Below are 21,207 nucleotides of genomic sequence, written 5' to 3' on the forward strand. Positions count from 1 at the left end.
AACACCGGCGCCATCAAAAGCCCCGGCCTGTCTCTGACAGGCCGGGGCTTTTGCGTTGCGCCGCCCGGGTCCGGCGCCCGTCCAGCGTTCAAGGCGTTAGAGTTAAAAGGCATGTCTACCACCCGAAGGAGGCCCCGTTGGGAATTTTGGACACCATCCGGAATCCGCAGGACCTGAGCAAGTTGACCGAAGAACAGCTGTCCCAGCTGGCTACGGAGGTCAGGAGTTTCCTGATCGGCAACGTGTCGCAAACGGGTGGCCACCTCGGACCGAACCTCGGCGTCGTGGAACTGACCATCGCCGTACACCGTATTTTTGACTCTCCCCGCGACAGCATTGTCTTTGACACCGGACACCAGTCGTATGTCCACAAGCTCCTCACCGGGCGCCAGGACTTCAGCACCCTCCGCCAGGAAGGCGGAATGTCCGGTTACCCGGACCGGGCCGAGTCCGAGCACGACATCGTGGAAAGCTCCCACGCGTCCTCCTCGCTGTCCTGGGCCGACGGCATCTCCCGCGCCCGGCAGCTGACCGGCGACGGCGACCGCTATGTGATTGCCGTGGTGGGCGACGGCGCCCTGACCGGCGGCATGGCCTGGGAAGCGATCAACAACATCGCCGCGGACAAGCGCCGGCGCGTGGTCATCGTGGTCAATGACAACGGCCGGTCCTATGCACCCACCGTCGGCGGCTTTGCAGACTACCTCGCATCACTGCGTCCCACCATCGATTCCTTCCGGGCAGCCCCGGCCTACGAGGGGACCCTGGACTGGTGGAAGCGGAAGCTGCAAAACGGCGGACCGGTGGGCCAGTTCACCTACCGCAGCCTGCATGCCATGAAGAAGGGCATCAAGGACTGGTGGGCGCCCCAAGGCATGTTCGAGGACCTTGGCATGAAGTACATTGGCCCCGTCGACGGCCACAACCTCCAGGCCATGGAGCACGCACTCTCTACTGCCAGGAACTACGCCGGTCCGGTCATCGTGCACGCGATGACCGAAAAGGGCCACGGCTACGCGCCCGCGCGCGCCCACGAGGCTGACCAGTTCCACGCCGTGGGCATCATCGATCCTGAAACCGGCATGCCCACCGAAGCCGGCGGCGCCCAGTCCTGGACGTCGGTCTTCGCCGACGAGATCGCCGCCATCGCCGATGAGCGCAAGGACATCGTGGGCATCACCGGTGCCATGCTCATTCCTGTGGGCCTGCACAAATTCGCGGCACGGCACCCGGAACGCGTCTTCGACGTCGGCATTGCCGAGCAGCACGCGCTGACCTCCGCCGCCGGAATGGCCTTCGGCGGGCTCCACCCCGTGGTTGCCGTCTACGCCACGTTCCTGAACCGCGCCTTCGACCAGCTGCTGATGGACGTTGCGCTGCACCGGGCCGGCGTCACCATCGTGCTGGACCGCGCCGGGGTCACAGGACCCGACGGCGCCAGCCACCACGGCATGTGGGACATGGCCATGGTGCAGATCGTTCCGGGCCTCCACCTGGCCGCGCCCCGCGACGCCACACGGCTCCGTGAAGAACTCCGCGAAGCCGTGGCCATCAGGGACGCCCCCAGCGTTGTCCGGTATTCCAAGGGGAACGTGGGCGCCGAAGTGGAAGCCCTCGAGCGCCTCAGCGACGGCGTGGATGTGCTGGCCCGCCGTCCTGCAGGCTCCAGCGAAAATGACGTGCTGATCGTGAGCGTGGGCGCCATGTCCGAACTCGCCCTGGACGTCTCCAACCGCCTCGGTGCCCAGGGGATCAGCTCCACCGTGGTGGACCCCCGCTGGCTGCTGCCGGTCCGGAAATCCATCATTGCGCTGGCTGCCCGCCACCGCCTGGTCATCTGCATCGAAGACGGCGTCCGCGCCGGCGGTGTGGGATCACGCATCCGCCAGGAAATGCGCGCCGCCGGTGTGGACACCGCCCTGAACGAAGTGGGGCTGCCGGTGGAGTTCCTGGACCACGGCACCCGCGCCCAGGTGCTGGAACGCGTCGGTTTGACGGCACGCCAGGTCACGCACGACGTCGTTGCCCAGGTCCTGGGGACCAAGGTGCCTTTCGCACGTCCCCTGCCGGGCCAGGAGCATCCGACTACGGGCAGCCTGCCGAAACTGTGATCCCGCACGAGGCCACACCTCCCGAGAGCCTCAAACCGGGAGACCTGGTGGTGTCGCGGAACCGCAAGTGGAACGGCGGCGCCCACTGGGTGGTCCCGGGCAACTATCTAGGTGAAGACCGGCACGGCTGGTGGATCTTCCAGCCCAAGGGTTCGTTCATCTCACGGCCCGGTGCCGCCTTCCACGCCAGTTCCGATGCCGTGCTGCTCGTTCCACGCACCGGCGACTACGTGGCCACGTTTTACGACGACACCTACCCTGGGGACTTCCGCGTGTACGTGGACCTCGCCGTGGGCCACGGCTGGAACGGCATCAGGCCCGGGACCCTGGAGTTCCACGTGGTCGACATGGACTTGGACGTGATCCGGTCCGTAACCCGGGGCGTGTACGTCGACGACGAAGACGAATTCGCCGAACACCAGGTGAGCATGGAGTATCCGCGGGACGTCGTGGACCGCATGCTCCAGGAGACAGAACAGCTATATCAGGCCGTCAAGGCACAGCACGCACCGTTCGACGGCACAGACGCCGAGTGGTTCAGGAGAGGACGGGCATGAGCGGAATTATCAGGGTCTACAAACGCGACGACGAAGGGGTTCTCCAGTTCCGGGAAGCCTGGTTCGATGAGGACTACAGCCAGTTCGTGATGAATCACGGCGTGGTGGGGCACCAGAGCAAAACGGACGAAACGGATGTTGCGGATGCCGCAGCTGCGGAAGGCCTCATGGACGCCTTCGCCGTGCAGTGCGCCGAGGACGGCTACGCCGAGATCGCCGAGGAAGACCAGTTCTGGGTGGTTGCCCAGTACGCGTTGAAGACCAAGGACGGCACGGACCGCGACCGCTACCTCGAGGAAAAGGCGAAGGACGCGCTCATCAGCCACCTCGCGTGGCGCGGCCTCGGCACCGTGGAGCGGTCCGAGTTTGGCGATGCCAAACTCAACATTTTCTGCCTGTGCCCGGACGTCAACAAAGCCGTCAACGCCATCAAGGTCTGCATCCGGGGCGAGGACCTGGACTTCACGAAGCTCAGCATCGGGGCGGCGCCGTTCGGAGAACCGGAGGCGTTCAAGCTCAAGCACTCGCCGAAACCGGCTTCGGGCTTTACCCTCTAAGAGGGGGCAACCGACTTTCTGGGAGGCATCCGTAATGACGCGTAAATCCGTTCAGCCAGGCCACACCCCGATTCCCCACGGAATCGGCGCGCCTGCCCGCCGGGCCATGGCCCACGCCGGACTGGAAACCCTGGAACAGGTGGTCCAGTTCGGTAAGCGGGAACTGTCGAAGTTGCACGGAATGGGCGTCAAAACCATGGCCCAGCTTGAGGATGCCATGGACGAGCACGGACTCGAGTTCCCGGCCGCCTGACCGGGCGCAGTACCCGGCCGCTGCCCCAACGGGCAACGGCCGGTCTCTCCGTGCGGCCGTTATAGGCTGATTTCATGACTGAACAGCGCCGCCTTGGAAATTCCGGATTGACCGTCTCTGTTGTCGGCCTTGGCTGCAACAACCTTGGCCGGACCAATACGGTGACGGAGTCGCAGGAGGGGACCGACGCCGTCGTCCATGCCGCCTTGGACGCGGGCATTACGCTCTTTGACGTCGCGGACACTTACGGCCGCGAGCCCGGACTGAGCGAAACAATGCTGGGCAGGGCCCTCGCCGGCAGGCGGGAGGACGCAGTCGTTGCCACAAAATTCGGCATGGACATGCGCGGAGCCAACGGCAACGACTTCGGTGCCCGCGGCTCCCGCCGGTACATTGTCAAGGCGGCCGAGGCGTCGCTACGCCGGCTGGGGACGGACTGGATCGACCTCTACCAGTTCCATACCCCGGACCCGCTGACTCCCATCGACGAGACACTCGCCGCCCTGGACGACCTCGTCACGAGCGGCAAGGTCCGCTACATCGGGCACTCCAACCGGGCCGGCTGGCAGATTGCCGAGGCCGAATTCGTGGCCCGAGGCCGCGGCGGTTCCCGCTTCATTTCGACGCAGAACCACTACAACCTGCTGGACCGGCGCGCCGAGCTGGAAATCACTCCGGCCGCGGAAGCCTACGGCCTGGGCGTGCTGCCCTACTTCCCGCTGGCCAACGGCCTGCTGACAGGCAAGTACGCGCCGGGCAAGGCGCCGGAAGGCTCCCGCCTCAGCCACACACGCACCAACCTTGTCCACGACGCCGACTGGGACCAGCTGGAGAAGTTCAGTGCGTTCGCCGCAGAGCGCAACCTCAGCGAGATCCAGGTGGCGTTTTCGTGGCTGGCGGCCCAGCCGTCCGTGAGCAGTGTGATTGCCGGCGCCACGAGGCCTGAGCAGGTCCGCGAGAATGCCTCCGCTGTGGCCTGGGTGCCCACTGCCGACGAACGTGCCCAGCTGGATGAGATCTTCCCGCGCACGCCCAAGGTTGCTCTCTTCTGATGCATTCGGTCCTGATGGACGTCGACACCGGGATCGACGACGCACTGGCCCTGGTTTACCTCCTGTCCCGCCCCGACGTCCGGTTGCAGGCCATCACCTGCACCGCCGGAAATGTTGGCGCACGGCAGGTTGCACTGAACAACCTGGCCCTGCTTGAGCTGTGCGGCAAACCGGGGGTCGAGGTGGCCATTGGCGCAGAGGTGCCGCTGGAGATCCCGCTGGTCACCACGGAGGAAACCCACGGCCCGCAGGGCATCGGCTATGCGGAACTTCCGCCGCCGGCCGGCGCGATCTCAACGCGTCATGCCGTGGACGTGTGGGTTGACGAGGTGCGGAAGCACCCCGGCGAGATCACCGGCCTGATCACCGGCCCGTTGACGAACTTCGCCCTCGCCCTGCGCCGGGAACCGGACCTGCCACGCCTGCTCAAGGGCCTCGTGATCATGGGCGGCAGCTTCTACTACCAGGGCAACACCACGCCGACGGCGGAGTGGAACGTCTCCGTCGATCCGCATGCCGCGAAGGAGGTGTTTGCCGCCTACCGGGGCCTCCCGGAGGACAAACTGCCCGTGGTGTGCGCGCTGGAGACCACCGAGCTGATCGAGATGCGGCCCGAACACCTGCAGAAACTGGGGGAGGCCGCGGGCACCGACCTGCCGGAACTCGTCCTCCCCGAACAGCCGGAGGGCCTCCGAAGCCGCTCCGGCAACCCCCTGGTGGCCTGCCTGTCCGATGCCATCCGCTTCTACATGGAGTTCCACCGCCTCTATGGCCAGGGCTTCGTGGCACACATGCACGACGCCTTCGCCGCCTGTGTGGCCGTGGGGCGGACGGCAATCACCACGGAGCTGGCGACGGTGGACGTCGAAACCCGGTCACCGCTCCTGGTGGGCACCACCGTGGCCGACTACCGGGGACTGTGGGGGCTGCCGCCGAACGCCCGGATCGTGACGTCCAACAACCCGCAGCAGTGCTTTGACGAGCTCATCGGTTCGGTGGGGGCATTGGCCCGGCGGCTCGGCTCCGTAGAGGCCCCCGAAGAGCCCTCGAAGTAGGAAGCCCCAACGCACGGCGGCCGCTAAGATGGTAGCTGCGCCGAGGTGACATAGGCGCACGTTTGCCGGTCCCGGTACCGGTGTACCCGCGGAGCGCAGCCCACAGCCAAAGGAACAACCATGTCACAGCAGTCCCTGATCCTGCCCGCGCCCGGACAGCGGGCGGTCCGCATCCGTCGCCTGCTTGAGGTGCTCGGCGCGGTGTCCATTGCGGCCACTTTCATCTTCCTTGTCCTGACGCAGCCCGCGGACATCACCAACGGGCTGGCCAGCGGGTCCACGCTGGTGGCTCTGGGCGGGTTCCTGCTGGGAGCCATTCTCCTGATCATCGGAGTGCTGCCAACCCTTCCCACGTCCACCCTGGTGCTGATTCCGGTGGCACTGGTCCTCAACATCGCCCTGGGACAAATCATGGGATCCACCGGCCTGCCGTTCTACTTCGATGCGATCGGCACTGTGCTCATCGCCGTCCTGGCCGGCCCGGCCGCGGGCGCCGCAACGGGTGCCCTGAGCAGCATCGTCTGGTCCTTCATCAACCCCACCGTGCTGCCCTTCGCCGCCGGGGCGGCGCTCATCGGCTTCCTGGCGGGGCTGGCTGCCCGCCACGGACTGTTCCGCCGCTTCTACCTTGCCCCGGTGGCCGGTTTTGTGACGGGCATCCTGGCCGGCGTCGTCTCCGCACCCATCGCGGCCTTCGTCTTCGGCGGCACGTCCGGCGCCGGGACCGGCGCGATTGTCGGTGCCTTCCGGGCCATGGGCGACACGCTCCTCGCTGCGATCACCAAGCAGGCGCTGATTTCCGATCCCATGGACAAGGCCATTGTGTTCACCGTCGTCGCGCTGCTGGTGTACGCGCTGCCGCGCAGGACCACGCTGCAGTTCGCCTTTGTGCGGCGATTCAACGTCCTCGCCGGCAAGAAGCAGGAAACGCCGGGCGCCTGATTCCGTGCCGGCACGACTGAACCCCCTCACCGCCTTGGCGGCGGCAGCAGCCACCGCGGCGATCACGACGGCGGCGTCCAGCTGGGCCGTGTCCCTCGCCGTGATCCTTGGCGGCGTTGTGCTGGCGGTGCGTGCCGGAGTGTGCGGCCGCCTGGCGCCGGCTGCGGCCGTGATCCTGGCGCCGTTCTGGCTGTCCCTGTTGATCATGCACGGGCTGTTCTTTCCCGAGGGCCGGACGGTCCTGGCGGAATGGGGCGCGGCCCGAGTGACGACGGAAGGGCTTGGCTTCGCGCTGGACATGGGCACCCGGACGGCAGCGTACGTTGTGGTGTTCCTGCTCTTTTCGTTCACCGTCCGCGTGCCCGACCTGGTGGCGGTGATGTCAGCACGCCGCGTGCCGCCGCAGTTCGGCTACGTGCTGGCATCCACCCTCACACTGGCGCCGGCAATCTCCGGGCGGCTGGCCCGGATCCGGCAGGCCCAGGAATCACGGGGACTGGTAATCCATGGCGGACCGCTGCCCCGGCTGGCGGCAGCCCGGCTGCAAATGGTGCCGCTGGTCCTTTCGCTCATCCAGGAGGCCGGCGACCGGGCCCAGGCCCTTGATTCCCGCGGCTTCAACGGCGCCACGGCACGGACCAGCTACCGGGACGTGCCGGACACCGCCGCCCAGCGGGGCTTCCGCGCCGTCGCCCTGCTGCTGGCCGTCGCCGCGGTGGCGCTGCGGATCTCCGGACAGTGGCCCGAAATAAAGTGGCCTGACATGCAGTGGCCCGGGGGAATGCCCGGATGAGGCCGCCATTGCTGCAGGCCCGGATTACGGAATTCAGCTACCACGGGGAGGACGTGTCCGTTCTGCGGGACCTGGCGGTTGACGCGGTGCCGGGTACGCTCACTGCCGTGCTCGGCGGCTCCGGCAGCGGCAAGTCCACCCTCGGCAGGCTCCTGGCCGGCTGGCTGTCCGGAGGACACTCCGGCCGGTTCCGGGGCAGCCTCCAGCTGGGCACCGCGGCCGGCACTGCGGCAGGGGACAGCGCTCCCATCGTTTTTCACGGCAGCCCGGACGACCCGCGCATCAATCCTTCCCTGTGGTCCGAACACGTGGGCTACGTTCCGCAGGATGCGGCCGCCCTGTTGTCCACGGTCGGGTCCACCGTCGCCGAGGAACTCGCGTTCGGCCTCGAGAACCGCGGCATGGACCGGCGCCTGATGCACGACGCCGTGATGCACGCCGCCGAAGCAGCGGGACTGGCGGCCTTGCTGGAACGCGATCCCGCCACCCTCTCCGGCGGTGAATTGCGGCGCCTGGCGGTGGCGTGTGCCGCCATTACGCGCCCCGGTGTTCTGGTGCTGGATGAACCGCTCGGCTCGCTGGACCAAGCCGGCGCGGCGTCGGTCCGCTCACTGGTCCGCAGGCTGAACGGCTCAGGAACCGCCGTGATCGTACTGGGCCAGGCCGTGGACGAGCTGGTCCTCGAGGCAACCCAATGGCTGGTGCTCGACGGCGGGACGGTCACCGCCCGCGGCACGCCCGGCGAGCTGGCGGGCAGCCCCGGGCTGCTGCAATCCGGCGTCGTGACGCCCGCCGGGACGGCCGGTTCCTTCACTCCGGTCCGCCGGGCTGCTGACCCGCACACGGCCGACCACCGTCCCGGTGCAGGAACCTCTACACCTCCCGTTCTGGAGCTGGAGAGCATCGCCTTCGGCTTCCCCTCCGGACGGCGCGGAAAGGGTCCCGGTATCCTGGCCGACCTGAGCCTGGCCGTACAGGCGGGACAGATCGTGGCGGTGACGGGCCCGAACGGGGCCGGGAAGTCCACGCTGCTGCGGCATTTCAACGGCCTGCATCGTCCGGACCGGGGGTGCGTCCGGATCGGGGGCGCGGACATCGCCGGCATTCCCACCGGAAAAGTGGCGGACCGGGTGGGCCTGCTCTTCCAGCATCCGCGCGACCAGCTGTTCGAGCGGACGGTCCTGGCCGAAGTGCTCTTCGGCCTGGACCGCAGGTTCGGGCCCGAAGCGGCCACCAAGGCGCTGGCGGCGCTGGCCGCCGTCGGGCTCGCGGACCAGCTGGAGATCCATCCGCATGAACTTCCGGCGTCCCGGCAGCGGCTCCTGGCCCTCGCCACGGTACTGGCCCGGGAACCGACGCTCCTCGCGCTGGACGAACCCACCGTGGGGCTCGACCGCCACGGCCTCGAACGCCTCAACCAGGCCATTGGCGCCGCCGCGCTGCGGGGCGCCGCCGTCGTCATCGTCACGCACGAGCTCGCCTACGCCCGGGCCACCGCCCACCGCATCCTGGAGCTGAGGGACGGCACGCTGCGGGAAGAATGATGCCGGTGCGGTGGCCCGCGGGCAGCACAACGGCACCGCCGTCCGCACCGGTAGACAGTGCGGGCGGCGGCGCCGGTTGATTGGGTAGGGTGCTGCTAGGCCGCCACTGCCGCGGAGGCGACACCAGGAGCCAGGAACCGCTTGCCGTTGACGCGTTCCGAGGCGCCCACGCGGTCCAGGTACGGCGTGATGCCGCCCAGGAACATCGGCCAGCCGGCGCCGAGGATCATGCACAGATCGATGTCCTCCGGTCCGGCCACCACGCCCTCGTCCAGCATGAGCCCGATCTCTTCGGCCAGCGCGTCCTGCGTGCGGCGGAGGACCTCCTCGCCCGTGGACGGGGACGTGCCGAAGGAGAGCAGCGCCAGTGTTTCGGCCGGAATGAACGGCTTGCCGTCCGGGCCCTTCTCCGGCGCCCACAGGGACTTGACGCCGTTGTCGATCAGCTTCTGCAGGTTCTGTGAGACCGTGAACCGGTCCCCAAACGCGGCGTGCAGGGATTCCTGGACGTGCTGCGCCACCGGCAGGCCCACCATCGCACCCAGCGTGAACGGCGTCATGGGCAGGCCCATGGGCCGCAGCGCGTTGTCCGCGACCTCGGCGGGCGTTCCCTCATCGAACGCGGCCGTCACTTCGCCCATGAGCCGCAGCAGGAGGCGGTTGACCACAAACGCGGCGGCGTCCTTGACCAAAACGGCGGACTTCTTGAGTCCTTTGGCGAGCTCAAACGCGGTGGCCAGCACGGCGTCGTCGGTCTTCGGTGCACGGACGATCTCCAGCAGCGGCATCACAGCCACCGGGTTGAAGAAGTGGAATCCGACCAGCCGTTCGGGGTGGACAAGGTCCGCCGCCATGGCCGTGACTGAAAGCGACGAGGTGTTGGTGGCCAGGATGCACTCGGGCGAGACGATGGCCTCAACCTCGGCGAACACCTGCTTCTTGACGTTCAACTCTTCAAACACCGCTTCGATGACGAAGTCGGCGTCGGCAAACGCCTCCTTGGAAACCGAACCGGTAACCAGGGCCCTGGTGCGGTTGGCGGCGTCGGGGCTGATGCGCTTTTTTGCCAGCAGCTTGTCCACTTCCGCATGGACGTAGCCCACACCCTTGTCCACGCGGGCCTGGTCGATGTCCGTCATCACGACCGGCACCTTGAGCTGCCGGGCGAACAGCAGGGCCAACTGGCCGGCCATCAGGCCTGCACCGACCACGCCCACTTTGGTCACGGGGCGGGCCAGCTTGCGGTCCGGAGCGCCGGCCGGACGTTTGGTGCGCTTCTGCACAAGGTCCAGGAACGCGTACACGGTGGAGCGGAACTCATCGGTCTGCATGAGGCCGGCCAGCGTTTCGCACTCCAGCGCCGCCGAGTCCGCCTGGCTCATGGTCCTGTTGGCCTCCATGATGTCCAGCACCTTGGCCGGGGCGGGGGAGGCATTGGACGTCTTGGACTCCACAAAGGCACGCCCGGCGGCAACGGCGCCTGCCCAGCGGCCGGCAACCGCCGGGTCGGCGGGGTCGACCGCGTTGGGCCGCTCCGGGGCGACGTCGCCCGAGATGACCCCGGCAGCCCAGGCGAGGGACTGCTCCACGAAGTCGGCGGGTTCAAACACGGCGTCGGCCATTCCCAGGCCGAAGGCCTGCGGGCCGGTCAGCGTGCGGTTGTTGCTGAGCGGATTTTCGATCATCACCTTGACGGCGTTCTCCGGCCCGATCAGCCGGGGCAGGATGTAGACGCCGCCCCAGCCGGGCACCAGGCCGATGAAGGCTTCAGGAAGGGCCAGCGCGCCCGCGCCGGTCGACACCGTGCGGTAGGTGGACTGCAGGGCGATCTCCAGGCCGCCGCCGAGGGCGACGCCGTTGATGAACGCGAAGCTGGGAACGCCTAGGTTGGCCAGGGTGGCGTAGACGTCGTGGCCGAGCTGCGCCATCCAGAGGCCGTGGTCCCGGTTGTTGAGGGATTTCACGGCGGACAGGTCCGCGCCCGCCACCAGGAAGTACGGCTTGCCGGTGACGCCGACGCCCACGATTTCGCCGCGGGCCGCACGGTCCTTGAGGCCTTCGAGGACCGTGCCCAGCTCCACTAGGGTGTTGGGACCGAGCGTGGTGGGCTTGGAGTGGTCCAGGCCGTTGTCCAGGGTGATCAGGGCGAAGGTTCCGGCGCTGGGCTTCCCGCCTGCGGCGGGCAGCTGGATGTCCTGGACGTAGGAGTGCGTGACGGTCTCGTCGGGGAAGAGATCGGCAAGCTTGCGGAAATCTGCGGCGCTCATGCTGCGGCTCCTTCGGTTTCTGTGGTGGCAGGTTCGGTGGTGGCAGTTTCGGCGGTGGAATTGTCGGCTGGGAACACGGCCCCGCTGTAGTCGCCATGGTGCGGGTTTTCCCAGATGACGGTGGCGCCCATGCCCAGGCCGATGCACATGGTGGTCATGCCGTAACGGACCGAGGGGTCCTCTTCGAACTGGCGTGCCAGCTGGTTCATCAGCCGCACTCCGGACGAGGCCAGCGGATGCCCCACGGCGATCGCACCGCCGTAGCGATTGACGCGGGGATCGTCGTCGGAAATGCCGAAGTGGTCCAGGAAGCTCAGCACCTGGACGGCGAACGCCTCGTTGATTTCGAAGAGCCCGATGTCCCCGATGCCGAGGCCGGCGTTCCTGAGCGCCTTTTCCGTGGCCGGGACCGGCCCGATCCCCATGACTTCGGGCTCGACGCCGGCAAAGGCGTAGCTGACCAGGCGCATCTTCACCGGCAGGCCCAGCTCCGCTGCAGCGTCGGCGGAGGCGAGCAGGGCCGCCGTCGCGCCGTCGTTCAGTCCGGCGGCGTTGCCGGCGGTAACCCGGCCGTGGGGTCGGAAGGGGGTACGCAGCGCGGCGAGGTCCTCGAGGGAAGTTCCCGGCCGGGGCGGTTCGTCAACGGTGTTGACCGTCCAGCCCTGGCCCGGTTTCATGGTGGCCACCGGCGCAAGGTCCGGCTGGATCTGGCCTTTTCCGTAGGCGGCTGCCAGCTTGTCCTGGGAAGCTACGGCGTAGGCGTCGGTGCGGTCCTTGGTGATGGCCGGAAAGCGGTCGTGCAGGTTTTCGGCGGTATTGCCCATGTTGAGCGCTGCGGGATCCACCAAACGCTCGGACATGAACCGCGGGTTGGGATCTGCGCCCTCGCCCATCGGGTGGTTGCCCATGTGTTCCACTCCGCCGGCGATGACGACGTCGTAGGCCCCGAAGGCGATGCCGCTGGCGGTGGTTGTCACCGCGGTCATTGCACCGGCGCACATACGGTCCACGGCGAATCCCGGGACGGTGCGGGGGAGCCCCGCCAGCAGTGCCGCCGTGCGGCCGATAGTGAGGCCCTGGTCGCCGGTCTGGGTGGTGGCGGCAATTGCTACTTCATCGACGCGGTCGGCGGGAAGGGAAGGATTGCGGCGCATCAGTTCGCGGATGCACTTAACCACGAGGTCATCGGCGCGGGTTCCGGCGTAGATGCCCTTCTCGCCCGCACGGCCGAACGGCGTTCGGACACCGTCCACAAAGACGACGTCGCGGACGGTGCGGGTGTTTCCGCTGCTGTGATTTCCGCTGTTTGTTCCGCTGCTCCGGGCTTGGCTCACGTGATACTCCTCATCGAGACATTGATGCCGGACGCACGCCAGTGGCAGCAGCGGTCCGGGCGACATTGATCCCAATGTTACTCGTGAGTAACTTAGCTGGCAAGGGCCCCTGCGGCCGTTCTGTCCTTGCCTCGAAAATCATGCGATGAGGGCGGGCTAGCCTGACGCCCCGCGGCCAGCTCCCGTGCTAACTCCCGGCGGCGGGAGCGGCCTTGGGTTCCTTCGGAGGCAGCGGCTGCGGATTGAGGAACGCCGTGGTGATCAGGGGCGCCGTCAGGTCGATCTGCCATGGTCGGGCGCCGAGCTCACTGAGCTCTTCGGCGATTGCTTCTTCGCTGAGCTCCACGGGTGGACGCCAGGCCACGCGGCGCAGGAAGTCCGGCGTGAGCAGGTTCTCGACGGGAAGGTTGAGCTCATCGGCTTTGTCCTGCAGCAGCGGCCTGGCAGTCGACAGCCGTTCGGCAGCTGCCGGGTCCCGGTCGGCCCATACGCGCGGCGGTGGCGGCGCGTTCGTGGGCAGATGCAGCGGCGGCAGTTCCTCCATGGTCCGGGCAGCGGCGATGCACCGCAGCCAGCGGGGTGCCTCCCGTTGTGCGGCCCGGCCGTGGAAACCTTTGGTGCCCAGCAGTTGCGGCACCGTGGCGGGCATGGCCTTGGCAGCGGCCACAAGCGAGGAATCCGGGATGAGCCGGCCGGGGGCAACATCGCGCTTGTGGGCCAGTGAATCGCGTTCCATCCACAGTTCGCGGACCGCGGCCAGCTGGCGGCGGTCACGGATCTGGTGCAGCCCTGAGGTCTTGCGCCAGGGATCCACCCGGGGAGGGGCAAGCCCGGCCGCGAGGATGGCCGCGAATTCCTGTTCGGCGTATTCAAGCTTTCCGTCGGCCTGGAGCAGCTCGATGAGCTCCTCGCGCAGTTCCGTGAGGACCTCAACGTCCAGGGCCGCGTACCGCAGCCAGGGTTCGGGCAACGGGCGCGTGGACCAGTCGGCAGCGGAATGTTCCTTCGCGAGTCCGAAGCCGAGCAGCTGCTCAATGACGGCCGCGAGGCCTACCCGCGGCAGTCCTGCCAGCCGGGCAGCCAGTTCCGTATCGAACAGTTTGTGCGGCCACATGCCCAGCTCCGAAAGGCACGGAAGGTCCTGGCTCGCTGCGTGCAGGATCCACTCAACGCCGTCCAGGGCATCGTTGATGATCTGCAGGTCCCCGAAGGGTTCCGGATCGATGAGCCAGGTTCCCGAGCCTTCGCGCCGGATCTGGACCAGGAAGGCCCGCTGTCCGTAGCGGAAGCCGGAGGCACGTTCAGCGTCCACGCCCGCCGGACCTGTCCCGGCGGCGATGGCGGCTGCGCAGCGTTCCAGGCCGGCAGGGGTTTCAATAACGAGCGGCACTCCGTCGCGGGGGGCATCGAGGTCGATGACCTCGGGGACCAGGCTGTCGAAGCCTTCCACCGTGATGTGGGGAGTAATGTCAGCAGCCGGGACGCCGGCTGTGGTGTGTTCCGGATTTTGAGGGGTCATGATGCCTTCAGTTTACCGACATCGCGCTGAAGGGCGTCCCGCCGTGGCCAGCCATGGTCAGTTGCGCCGCCTGCGGGGCAGGGCGGTCACGCCCTCCGGCAGCGGGGGGAGTCCGGCGAAGGTGCAGACCATGTCCGACCACGCTTCGAGGTGGGACCGGATATCCGGTCCGGCGGGCGTCCAGGAGGCCCGCAGTTCGATGTCGATCGAACCGGGCCGGTCCGAGAGGGTGCCGAAGCTCTCTGACAGGACCCTGGTGGCCGTTCCGCCCGCCGCCCGGTACGGTGCCCGGTGGTTCTCCAGCGCTTCGACGAGCCAGGTCCACGCCACCGAGCCGAGCATTTCGTCGTTTCCCATTTCCGGCTCCAGCTGGGCGCGGATATAGGTCACGATCCGGAACTCCCCGTCCCACACCGCTGATCCGTCGGGGTCGTAGAGCAGGATGAAGCGGCCGGTGGCGAGTTCTTCGTTGTCATCGTCAACGGTGCCGGCAGCGCGGACGAGCGCCGCGGAAACCGGCCCGTGCACTGCTGCCGGGCCCGGGTGCGGGACGGGCCCGATGACCTCAGCGCCAAGGGCCACCGCAAAGGGTGCCAGCCTTGAGGGCGCGGGGATCTCGTCCAGGTGTAGCTCACTGCGGCACCGTGCTTTGCGAAGGGAATCCAACGCGGTAAGGAACTCCGCGGGAACCTGATCGAGTGCGTTCACCTTCGCAGGTTACGCAAGATGTGGCGCCGATCCCCGCAGGCTCGCCGCCCCGGACGCCCACTCAACCGGCCGCCAGCTCCCGCTTGATGGCGGCGACGAACGAATCCACGTCCTCTTCGCTCGTGTCGAACGAGCACATCCAGCGCACTTCCCGGGCGGCCTCGTTCCAGTCGTAGAAGCGGAAGGATTCCCGCAGCCGGTCCGCAACGCCCTCGGGCAGGATGGCGAACACTCCGTTGGATTCTGTCTTCTGGGTGGGCTCCACGCCGTCGATCGCGTCCACGGCAGCGCGCAGCCGGGCAGCCATGGCGTTGGCGTGCCTGGCTGACCGCAGCCACAGGTCGCCCTCGAGCAGCGCGATGAACTGGGCGGACATGAACCTCATTTTGGAGGCCAGCTGCATGTTCATCTTCCGCAGGTACACCAGGCCGTGGGCGGCCTCCGGGTTTAGTGCCACCACCACCTCGCCGAACAGCAGCCCGTTCTTGGTCCCGCCGAAGGAGAGGATGTCCACGCCGGCGTCGCGCGTGAACGCCCGCAGCGGCACGTCGAGGTGGGCTGCTGCGTTCGCCAGCCGGGCACCGTCCATGTGGAGCTTCATGCCCTTGGCATGGATGTGGTCGGCGATCGCGCGGACCTCTTCGGGTGTGTAACAGGTGCCAAGCTCGGTGGTCTGGGTGATGGATACGGCCAGGGGCTGGGCGCGGTGTTCGTCGCCCCAGCCCCAGGCTTCCCTGTCGATCAGCTCCGGGGTGAGCTTGCCGTCGGTGGTGGGGACCTGGAGCAGCTTGATGCCGCCGATCCGCTCGGGCGCTCCGTTCTCGTCCATGTTGATGTGCGCCGTCGACGCGCAGATCACTGCGCCCCAGCGTGGGAGCAGGGACTGGAGGGAGAGCACGTTGGCTCCGGTTCCGTTGAAGACCGGGAAGCATTCGATGCCTGCGCCGAAGTGCCCTTCCATAAGAACCTGCAGCCGTGCGGTGTAATCGTCTTCGCCGTAGGAGACCTGGTGCCCCTCGTTGGCTGCTGCCAGGGCCGCCAGGACTTCGGGGTGGACGCCTGAGTAGTTGTCGGAGGCGAAGCCCCGGACGGCGGGGTCATGGAGCCGTACCGCGGTGGCGGCAGGGGCAGTTTCAACTGTGGTTGTCATCGCTTTGGTCACGCTTTCAGTCTAGGGATGTCCGCGGTCAACGGCTAAGGAACAGCCGCTGGCCGTTCAGTTCCGCCGCGGAGGCGGTGAAAAGTCCGACGGCGGCGGCGGCCAGGTCCGCAACGTCGGTATAGCCAGGGAAGCTGCGGCCGGGGGACTTCGCGCGCATTCCGGGCTCCACGAGGCCTTTGACGACAAAGATGACCGCGGCGCTGTGCTGTTCGCCGCTGCCGCTGTGCGGTTCCGTGCTGAAGCCCTCGGCCACCGCCAGGGTCCAGGCTTCGGCGGCCGCCTTGGCCGCAACGTAGCTGGCGCCGGCCGCCGTCGGGGTGGCTACTGCCGTGGAGGTAACCATGGCAAAACGGCCGGCGTCGGAGGCCGCGAGGTCGTCGTAGAACACCCGCGTCACATTCCTCAGGGTGGTGATGGCGCCACGTTCCAGGAAGTCCCAGTCCTCGTCAGTCTGGTCCGTGATGCCGCTGGCGCCGCGCCAGCCGCCCACAAGGTGGATGACGCCGTCGACCCTTCCGGCCCTGCCGGCAATCGTGGCGTGCAGTGCCCCGACATCCGCCAGGCTGGCGAGGTCGCAGGTCAGCGGAACGACGCCGTCACCCGCTTCCGCAGCGGCGGCAGCGATCCGGGGGGCGTCCGAACCGACCGTGAAGACCGTATGGCCGGCTTCGCGCAATGCACGTGCCGTGGCGATCCCGGACGGTCCGCTGCCGCCGGTGACCACAACGTTCAATGGGCGTCCGGCACTCATCCGGCGTTGAGTGCCCGGGCAGAGCCGCCGTCGTTCGTCGCTGCTCCGGTGTCGGACGTCCCCGTGATGCCGGCCGTGGATTCGATGACCGGGCGCATCTTCTTTTCGAGTGCCTCGTAGAACATGGACAGCGGGAATTCGTCGTCGAGCACCTGGTCCGTGAGGCCGCGCGGCGGTCCGTCCAGCCGGAGGGCTGCGGGACCCTTGGCCCAGACGGAGGCCGGGTGGGGTGTGACTGTTCCGGAAATCAGCTCATAGGCGGCGAGCCAGTGGGCAGCCTTGGGGCGGTCGATCGAGCGCCAGTACAGCTCCTCGATCCGGGCGCCGAGCTCAACCACCACGTCCGCGGCCTCGTCCCAGTCGATGCTGAGCTTGCTGTCGGTCCAGTGCAGGACACGGTGCTGGTGCATCCAGGCGAACAGCAGCTGTCCGCCGAGGCCGTCATAATTGCGGACCCGGCTGCCGGTGATGGCGAAGCGGAAGATCCGGTCGAAGATGACGGCGTACTGGACCAGCTTGGCGTGCCGGCGTGCTTCCGGATCGGCGTCTTCGTCCTTTTCGATCTTCACTGATTCCCGGAAGGCCGTCAGGTCGCAGCGGAGTTCCTCCAGGGAGTACAGGAAGAAGGGCATGCGCTGCTTGATCATGAAGGGATCGAAGGGCAGGTCGCCGCGCATGTGCGTGCGGTCGTGGATGAGGTCCCACATCACGAACGTTTCCTGGGTGAGTTCCTGGTTTTCGAGGAGCTCCGCGGCCTCGGCCGGCAGTTCCAGGCGGGTGATGTCGGCGGCCGCCCGGAGGACCCGGCGGAAGCGGGCGGCCTCGCGGTCCGCGAAGATGGCGCCCCACGTGAAGGTGGGCGTTTCCCGGACCGCGACGGTTTCCGGGAACAGCACGGCCGAGTTGGTGTTGTAGCCCGGGGTGAAGTCCAGGAACCGGATTGGAACGAACAGCTTGTTGGAGTATTCGCCCTCCTCGAGGCCGGCAATGAACTCCGGCCAGATGACCTCGATGAGGACGGCCTCCACGAGGCGGCTGCTGCTGCCGTTCTGCGTGTACATGGGGAAAACCACCAGGTGCCGCAGTCCGTTGATCCGGTGCTGCTGCGGCTGGAAGGCGAGCAGCGAATCCAGGAAATCCGGTACGCCGAAGCCGCCGGCGGCCCACCGGCCGAAGTCGCGGACGAGGAGTTCGAGGTACCGGGCGTCGTGCGGGAACTCAGGGGAGAGTGCCTCCACCGCTGCGGTGATGGTGCCGACGTGTCCGGCGGCGGCCGCATGGTCAGCGGCGTCGGGCACCGAACCGTCCTGGGCCTGGAGAGCCTGCAGGGCGGTGGCGGCGGCCTTGAGCCGCACCCACTCCGGGTGGTTTTCGGTGAGTGGGGCGGCTGCGGTGAGAGCGGTCGTAGTCATGGTCGGCGATCGCCTTTCTGGTTGCTTGGAGCTTCTACGGCGAGCGTAGCAAGCAAACAGATCTTCTAATGCAAAATATGCCTGAGCATAAGTAAGTCTTGGGCAAGTGGCTCGGCAAGCCCGCCCCAGCTACAGCGGTGGGCGTGGCTGCCTGTCCCGGCGCTCGCCGGATGGGGAGCCTGGCGGTGGCCTGCTTGCGCGGCTGGCCACCGCGCGGGAGCCGGGCGGAACGGACTACTTGGCGGAGTCGTCCGCCGAAACCAGCTTCAGCGAGACGGAGTTGATGCAGAAGCGCTGGTCCGTGGGGGTGCCGTAACCCTCGCCCGCGAACACGTGGCCCAGATGGGAATCGCAGTTGGCACAGCGGACCTCCACCCGGTCCATGCCCATGGTGCGGTCATGGATGTAGCGGACGGTGCCGTCTGCAAGCGGGGCCCAGAATGACGGCCAGCCACAGTGGGAATCGAACTTTTCATTGCTGGTGAACAGTTCGGCACCGCAGGCGCGGCAGTTGTAGACACCCGCCGTGTGTGTATCCCAGTATTCGCCGGTGTACGGACGCTCGGTCCCGGCCTGGCGGAGCACCCGGTACTCCTCCGGAGTTAGCTCCCGGCGCCATTCCTCGTCTGTCTTTTCAACCGGCGGGATGGCGTTTTCGGTTCCGGGTGCGGCGCCGGGGGACGGGACGGGCGCGACTTTTGGCCTGTTGCTAAAGATGCTCATAGCTTCAATAACGCTCAGGAGTCCCCGATAAATCCCGAACCTGCGTACAGGTGCAGCACGGGCAGTCCCAGCTGGTCCTGGGCCTTGTTGGCCCAGTCGGTGTGGAAGGTGTCCGCGATGGCGTGCGGGCGGGTAATAACGACAGCCTGGCCTGCGCCGAGTTCCTTGACCTTGGCCACCAGGCCCTGGACGGCGCCGCCAGCCACCACTTCGCCGGTGACCCCGCTGCCGATCCCGGCCAGCGCGTTGAGCGACACCGCCAGGGTCTCGGCGGCGGCGGCCCGTTCTGATGCAGGGTCCGGGGAATGTGAGGTCAGCTCCCGGAAGGCCTTCGCGACGTCCAGCAGGGACAGGTTCTCGAGGAAGTCCACCAGGAGGTGCCGTTCGGTGTTGGCCGGCACCAGCACGACCAGGGGCGCGTCACCCCCGTCCACCAGGCGTTCGATGTTCACGCGGTCGTCCGCACCCAGCGGCTCTTCTGTCAGAATGACGATTGGATCGCTCATGCCCTCAGCCTAGTCCCGGCCTGACCTTCCCGCACGAATTTCGTCCGGGAGGGCCCGCAGCAGTAAGAATGGATCCATGGCATCCATTCCGGGGCTGCGCCCGGCCACCACAGCGAATCCGCCCCTGGCAACGGGCAAGGTCCCGGCCCCCACTGAAGCCGGCATGTCCTCGAGCGCCAAGTGGGCCCTGGGGGGCGTCATCGCAGGAAGTGCGGCCGCCGGCCTGCTGGGAGCCGGATCCTCGGCGCTCGCCCTGTACTTTGCCAGGCGGGTCATCACTCCTGTGCGGGTCCGGGACGAGAACCAGGAGGTACTGGCTGTCATCCGTGCCGCCGGCGGCCTCCAGGTCATCCTTGCCGCGACAGACGACGCCACCGTGCAAGGCGTCTACGGGCTGTTTTTCGACGGCGGCCGCGGCCACGCACGGATCGGCAGGATCATTTCGTACTCACCTGCGGAACGCACCGTTCTGCGCGAAGTCGAAGCGGTCTATGCCGGAGACCTCACCACCGCCCGCCGCGGCTACTGGAGCGGCGCCGCCTACCCGGATGCGGCTTCCATCGGACTGTCCGCCGAGGATGTACAGATCGACGTTGAAGGCGGGACCGCGCCGGCCTGGCTGGTGCGCGGGGCGCCGTCGTCGGACATCTGGGCGATCATGGTCCACGGCCGCGGCGCCAGCCGTCAGGAATGCCTGCGCGCCCTGCAGCCGGCGCAGGAGCTCGGCATGACAAGCCTGGTGATCTCCTACCGCAACGACGGCCTGGCGCCGTCGGCCCCCGACGGGCGCTACGGCCTGGGCTCCACCGAATGGCGCGACGTCGAGGCAGCGATCAGTTTCGCCGTAGCCAACGGCGCAAAGGAAGTTGTCCTGTTTGGCTGGTCCATGGGCGGCGCGATCTGTTTGCAGACGGCCGACCTCTCCCGGCACCACCAACGGATCCGGGCCATGGTGCTGGACGCACCGGTGGTGGACTGGGTCAACGTCCTGGCGCACCATGCGCAGCTGAACCGCATCCCATCCGCGGTGGGACGCTACGGACAGCTGATGATGAGCCACCCGCTGGGCCGCCGCCTGACCGGGCTGGCGGCACCGGTGGACCTGAAGTCGATGGACTGGATCTCCCGGGCCGTGGAACTCAGGACCCCCACGCTGATCCTGCACAGCGTCGACGACGAATACGTCCCCTACGGACCGTCAGCAACCATCGCGGAGAAAAACCCGGAGATGGTCACCTTCGAGACCTTCCGGGACGCCCGGCACACCAAGGAATGGAACGTCGATCCGGAGCGCTGGGAAGGCCTGGTCACCGCGTGGCTGCGGCGGCAGCTGGCGCCGCGGGCCAATCCGGGTTCCCGCTCCCGGGAGCGCGATGACGCCGGACCGCGCCCCGCAACGGACGCCCCGGGGACAACCGCCGGCCCTGCCGCTAACGGTCCGGAGTAGCTTTCGGCCCGGTCCCAATGCGGGCCGTGACTGCACCGGTGAGCCGCACCAGGTGGTCCGGACCCAGTTCTATGTCCAGGCCGCGCCGGCCGCCGGAGACCAGGATGCTGTCCTGGCCCAGGGCGCTCTCGTCCAGGACCGTGGGGGACGGCTGGCGCTGCCCCAGCGGGGAAATTCCGCCCAGCACATAGCCGGTCCTGCGCTGGGCCGTGGCCGGATCCGCCATGGCGGCCTTCTTGCCGCCGAGGGCAGCAGCTATGGCTTTCAGGTCAAGGTTTCCGTTGACCGGGACGATCCCCACCGCGAGCCTGCCGTCGACCTCCACCATGAGCGTCTTGAAGACCTTGGCGGGATCCACGCCCAGTACCTCAGCGGCCTCCATGCCGTAGCTGGCGGCCGAGGGATCGTGGACGTACGGATGCAGCACGAAGGGAACGCCGGCTGCAGCGAGTGCTGCTGTAGCCGGCGTTCCCTGGGAAACCTGTTTGCGCGCCATGCGGTGCCTGGGCCTTCC

General features: G+C 67.7%; 20 protein-coding genes. 10 read left to right on the forward strand and 10 right to left on the reverse strand.

What is annotated here, in order from left to right; genetic code table 11:
* Window positions 1-137 precede the first annotated feature (137 nt).
* The 9 genes from dxs to J7I79_RS16405 all read left to right on the forward strand — a co-directional run bounded on the left by dxs (window position 138) and on the right by J7I79_RS16405 (window position 8,864).
* A complete protein-coding gene (gene dxs, locus J7I79_RS16365; protein WP_214954951.1) occupies window positions 138-2,111 on the forward strand; it encodes a 1-deoxy-D-xylulose-5-phosphate synthase in 1,974 nt (657 codons plus the stop codon).
* Window positions 2,108-2,668: a DUF402 domain-containing protein gene (locus J7I79_RS16370; protein ID WP_214954953.1), complete on the forward strand. Its 561-nt coding sequence runs from the start codon at window positions 2,108-2,110 to the stop codon at window positions 2,666-2,668. The genes dxs and J7I79_RS16370 overlap by 4 nt, the downstream gene beginning before the upstream one ends.
* The gene (locus tag J7I79_RS16375) at window positions 2,665-3,225 is read left to right on the forward strand and encodes a hypothetical protein (protein ID WP_214954955.1); all 561 of its coding nucleotides are present in this window, start codon (window positions 2,665-2,667) and stop codon (window positions 3,223-3,225) included. The genes J7I79_RS16370 and J7I79_RS16375 overlap by 4 nt, the downstream gene beginning before the upstream one ends.
* Before the next feature lie 34 nt (window positions 3,226-3,259).
* Window positions 3,260-3,478, forward strand: coding sequence for a hypothetical protein (locus tag J7I79_RS16380; protein WP_104174943.1), 219 nt, complete (start codon window positions 3,260-3,262; stop codon window positions 3,476-3,478).
* 74 nt (window positions 3,479-3,552) lie between these two features.
* Window positions 3,553-4,530, forward strand: a complete 978-nt coding sequence (locus tag J7I79_RS16385) for an aldo/keto reductase (protein ID WP_214954957.1) — start codon at window positions 3,553-3,555, stop codon at window positions 4,528-4,530.
* Complete coding sequence (locus tag J7I79_RS16390; RefSeq protein WP_214954959.1) at window positions 4,530-5,585, forward strand: nucleoside hydrolase; 1,056 nt, start codon at window positions 4,530-4,532, stop codon at window positions 5,583-5,585. The genes J7I79_RS16385 and J7I79_RS16390 overlap by 1 nt, the downstream gene beginning before the upstream one ends.
* Before the next feature lie 120 nt (window positions 5,586-5,705).
* Window positions 5,706-6,527 (forward strand): ECF transporter S component, encoded by an 822-nt coding sequence (locus J7I79_RS16395; protein WP_214954961.1) that lies wholly within the window; start codon window positions 5,706-5,708, stop codon window positions 6,525-6,527.
* A gap of 4 nt (window positions 6,528-6,531) precedes the next feature.
* Window positions 6,532-7,320, forward strand: a complete 789-nt coding sequence (locus J7I79_RS16400; protein WP_214954962.1) for an energy-coupling factor transporter transmembrane component T — start codon at window positions 6,532-6,534, stop codon at window positions 7,318-7,320.
* Window positions 7,317-8,864 carry an ABC transporter ATP-binding protein gene (locus tag J7I79_RS16405; RefSeq protein ID WP_214954964.1) on the forward strand — a complete coding sequence of 516 codons (1,548 nt, stop codon included), beginning with the start codon at window positions 7,317-7,319 and terminating at the stop codon, window positions 8,862-8,864. The genes J7I79_RS16400 and J7I79_RS16405 overlap by 4 nt, the downstream gene beginning before the upstream one ends.
* Before the next feature lie 95 nt (window positions 8,865-8,959).
* Here J7I79_RS16405 and J7I79_RS16410 read toward each other — a convergent pair whose 3' ends face one another.
* The 9 genes from J7I79_RS16410 to J7I79_RS16450 form a co-directional block, all read right to left on the reverse strand.
* A complete protein-coding gene (locus J7I79_RS16410) occupies window positions 8,960-11,131 on the reverse strand; it encodes a 3-hydroxyacyl-CoA dehydrogenase NAD-binding domain-containing protein (RefSeq protein ID WP_214954966.1) in 2,172 nt (723 codons plus the stop codon).
* Window positions 11,128-12,465 (reverse strand): acetyl-CoA C-acyltransferase, encoded by a 1,338-nt coding sequence (locus tag J7I79_RS16415; protein ID WP_311380597.1) that lies wholly within the window; start codon window positions 12,463-12,465, stop codon window positions 11,128-11,130. Before J7I79_RS16415 ends, J7I79_RS16410 begins: the two co-directional genes overlap by 4 nt.
* Window positions 12,466-12,652: 187 nt before the next feature.
* Window positions 12,653-13,984 (reverse strand): HRDC domain-containing protein, encoded by a 1,332-nt coding sequence (locus tag J7I79_RS16420; RefSeq protein ID WP_214954973.1) that lies wholly within the window; start codon window positions 13,982-13,984, stop codon window positions 12,653-12,655.
* Between the two features lie 57 nt (window positions 13,985-14,041).
* Window positions 14,042-14,692 (reverse strand): DUF3000 domain-containing protein, encoded by a 651-nt coding sequence (locus J7I79_RS16425; RefSeq protein ID WP_214954975.1) that lies wholly within the window; start codon window positions 14,690-14,692, stop codon window positions 14,042-14,044.
* Between the two features lie 61 nt (window positions 14,693-14,753).
* Window positions 14,754-15,842 carry a low specificity L-threonine aldolase gene (locus J7I79_RS16430; RefSeq protein ID WP_214955047.1) on the reverse strand — a complete coding sequence of 363 codons (1,089 nt, stop codon included), beginning with the start codon at window positions 15,840-15,842 and terminating at the stop codon, window positions 14,754-14,756.
* Between the two features lie 37 nt (window positions 15,843-15,879).
* Complete coding sequence (locus J7I79_RS16435) at window positions 15,880-16,605, reverse strand: SDR family oxidoreductase (RefSeq protein ID WP_214954977.1); 726 nt, start codon at window positions 16,603-16,605, stop codon at window positions 15,880-15,882.
* Window positions 16,602-18,017 (reverse strand): DUF6421 family protein, encoded by a 1,416-nt coding sequence (locus J7I79_RS16440; RefSeq protein ID WP_214954979.1) that lies wholly within the window; start codon window positions 18,015-18,017, stop codon window positions 16,602-16,604. The genes J7I79_RS16435 and J7I79_RS16440 overlap by 4 nt, the downstream gene beginning before the upstream one ends.
* Before the next feature lie 234 nt (window positions 18,018-18,251).
* Window positions 18,252-18,740 carry a peptide-methionine (R)-S-oxide reductase MsrB gene (gene msrB, locus J7I79_RS16445; protein ID WP_214954981.1) on the reverse strand — a complete coding sequence of 163 codons (489 nt, stop codon included), beginning with the start codon at window positions 18,738-18,740 and terminating at the stop codon, window positions 18,252-18,254.
* A 14-nt stretch (window positions 18,741-18,754) separates the two neighbouring features.
* Window positions 18,755-19,246: a hypothetical protein gene (locus J7I79_RS16450; RefSeq protein WP_214954983.1), complete on the reverse strand. Its 492-nt coding sequence runs from the start codon at window positions 19,244-19,246 to the stop codon at window positions 18,755-18,757.
* Between the two features lie 76 nt (window positions 19,247-19,322).
* Here J7I79_RS16450 and J7I79_RS16455 point away from each other — a divergent pair, with 76 nt between their 5' ends.
* Window positions 19,323-20,693, forward strand: a complete 1,371-nt coding sequence (locus tag J7I79_RS16455; RefSeq protein ID WP_396020207.1) for an alpha/beta hydrolase family protein — start codon at window positions 19,323-19,325, stop codon at window positions 20,691-20,693.
* Here the strand turns inward: J7I79_RS16455 and ybaK are convergent.
* Window positions 20,677-21,189 carry a Cys-tRNA(Pro) deacylase gene (gene ybaK / locus J7I79_RS16460; protein WP_214954985.1) on the reverse strand — a complete coding sequence of 171 codons (513 nt, stop codon included), beginning with the start codon at window positions 21,187-21,189 and terminating at the stop codon, window positions 20,677-20,679. The genes J7I79_RS16455 and ybaK overlap by 17 nt on opposite strands.
* Window positions 21,190-21,207 lie beyond the last annotated feature (18 nt).

This window comes from Arthrobacter sp. ISL-69 (assembly GCF_018613775.1).
Classification (GTDB): domain Bacteria; phylum Actinomycetota; class Actinomycetes; order Actinomycetales; family Micrococcaceae; genus Arthrobacter.

Coding starts and splice junctions, on each gene's coding strand:
- J7I79_RS16375 (WP_214954955.1), top strand. CDS start 2,665: ATGAGCGGAATTATCAGGGTCTACAAACGCGACGACGAAGGGGTTCTC.
- J7I79_RS16380 (WP_104174943.1), top strand. CDS start 3,260: ATGACGCGTAAATCCGTTCAGCCAGGCCACACCCCGATTCCCCACGGA.
- J7I79_RS16385 (WP_214954957.1), top strand. CDS start 3,553: ATGACTGAACAGCGCCGCCTTGGAAATTCCGGATTGACCGTCTCTGTT.
- J7I79_RS16390 (WP_214954959.1), top strand. CDS start 4,530: ATGCATTCGGTCCTGATGGACGTCGACACCGGGATCGACGACGCACTG.
- J7I79_RS16395 (WP_214954961.1), top strand. CDS start 5,706: ATGTCACAGCAGTCCCTGATCCTGCCCGCGCCCGGACAGCGGGCGGTC.
- J7I79_RS16405 (WP_214954964.1), top strand. CDS start 7,317: ATGAGGCCGCCATTGCTGCAGGCCCGGATTACGGAATTCAGCTACCAC.
- J7I79_RS16410 (WP_214954966.1), bottom strand. CDS start 11,131: ATGAGCGCCGCAGATTTCCGCAAGCTTGCCGATCTCTTCCCCGACGAG.
- J7I79_RS16420 (WP_214954973.1), bottom strand. CDS start 13,984: ATGACCCCTCAAAATCCGGAACACACCACAGCCGGCGTCCCGGCTGCT.
- J7I79_RS16430 (WP_214955047.1), bottom strand. CDS start 15,842: ATGACAACCACAGTTGAAACTGCCCCTGCCGCCACCGCGGTACGGCTC.
- J7I79_RS16435 (WP_214954977.1), bottom strand. CDS start 16,605: ATGAGTGCCGGACGCCCATTGAACGTTGTGGTCACCGGCGGCAGCGGA.
- J7I79_RS16440 (WP_214954979.1), bottom strand. CDS start 18,017: ATGACTACGACCGCTCTCACCGCAGCCGCCCCACTCACCGAAAACCAC.
- msrB (WP_214954981.1), bottom strand. CDS start 18,740: ATGAGCATCTTTAGCAACAGGCCAAAAGTCGCGCCCGTCCCGTCCCCC.
- J7I79_RS16450 (WP_214954983.1), bottom strand. CDS start 19,246: ATGAGCGATCCAATCGTCATTCTGACAGAAGAGCCGCTGGGTGCGGAC.
- J7I79_RS16455 (WP_396020207.1), top strand. CDS start 19,323: ATGGCATCCATTCCGGGGCTGCGCCCGGCCACCACAGCGAATCCGCCC.
- ybaK (WP_214954985.1), bottom strand. CDS start 21,189: ATGGCGCGCAAACAGGTTTCCCAGGGAACGCCGGCTACAGCAGCACTC.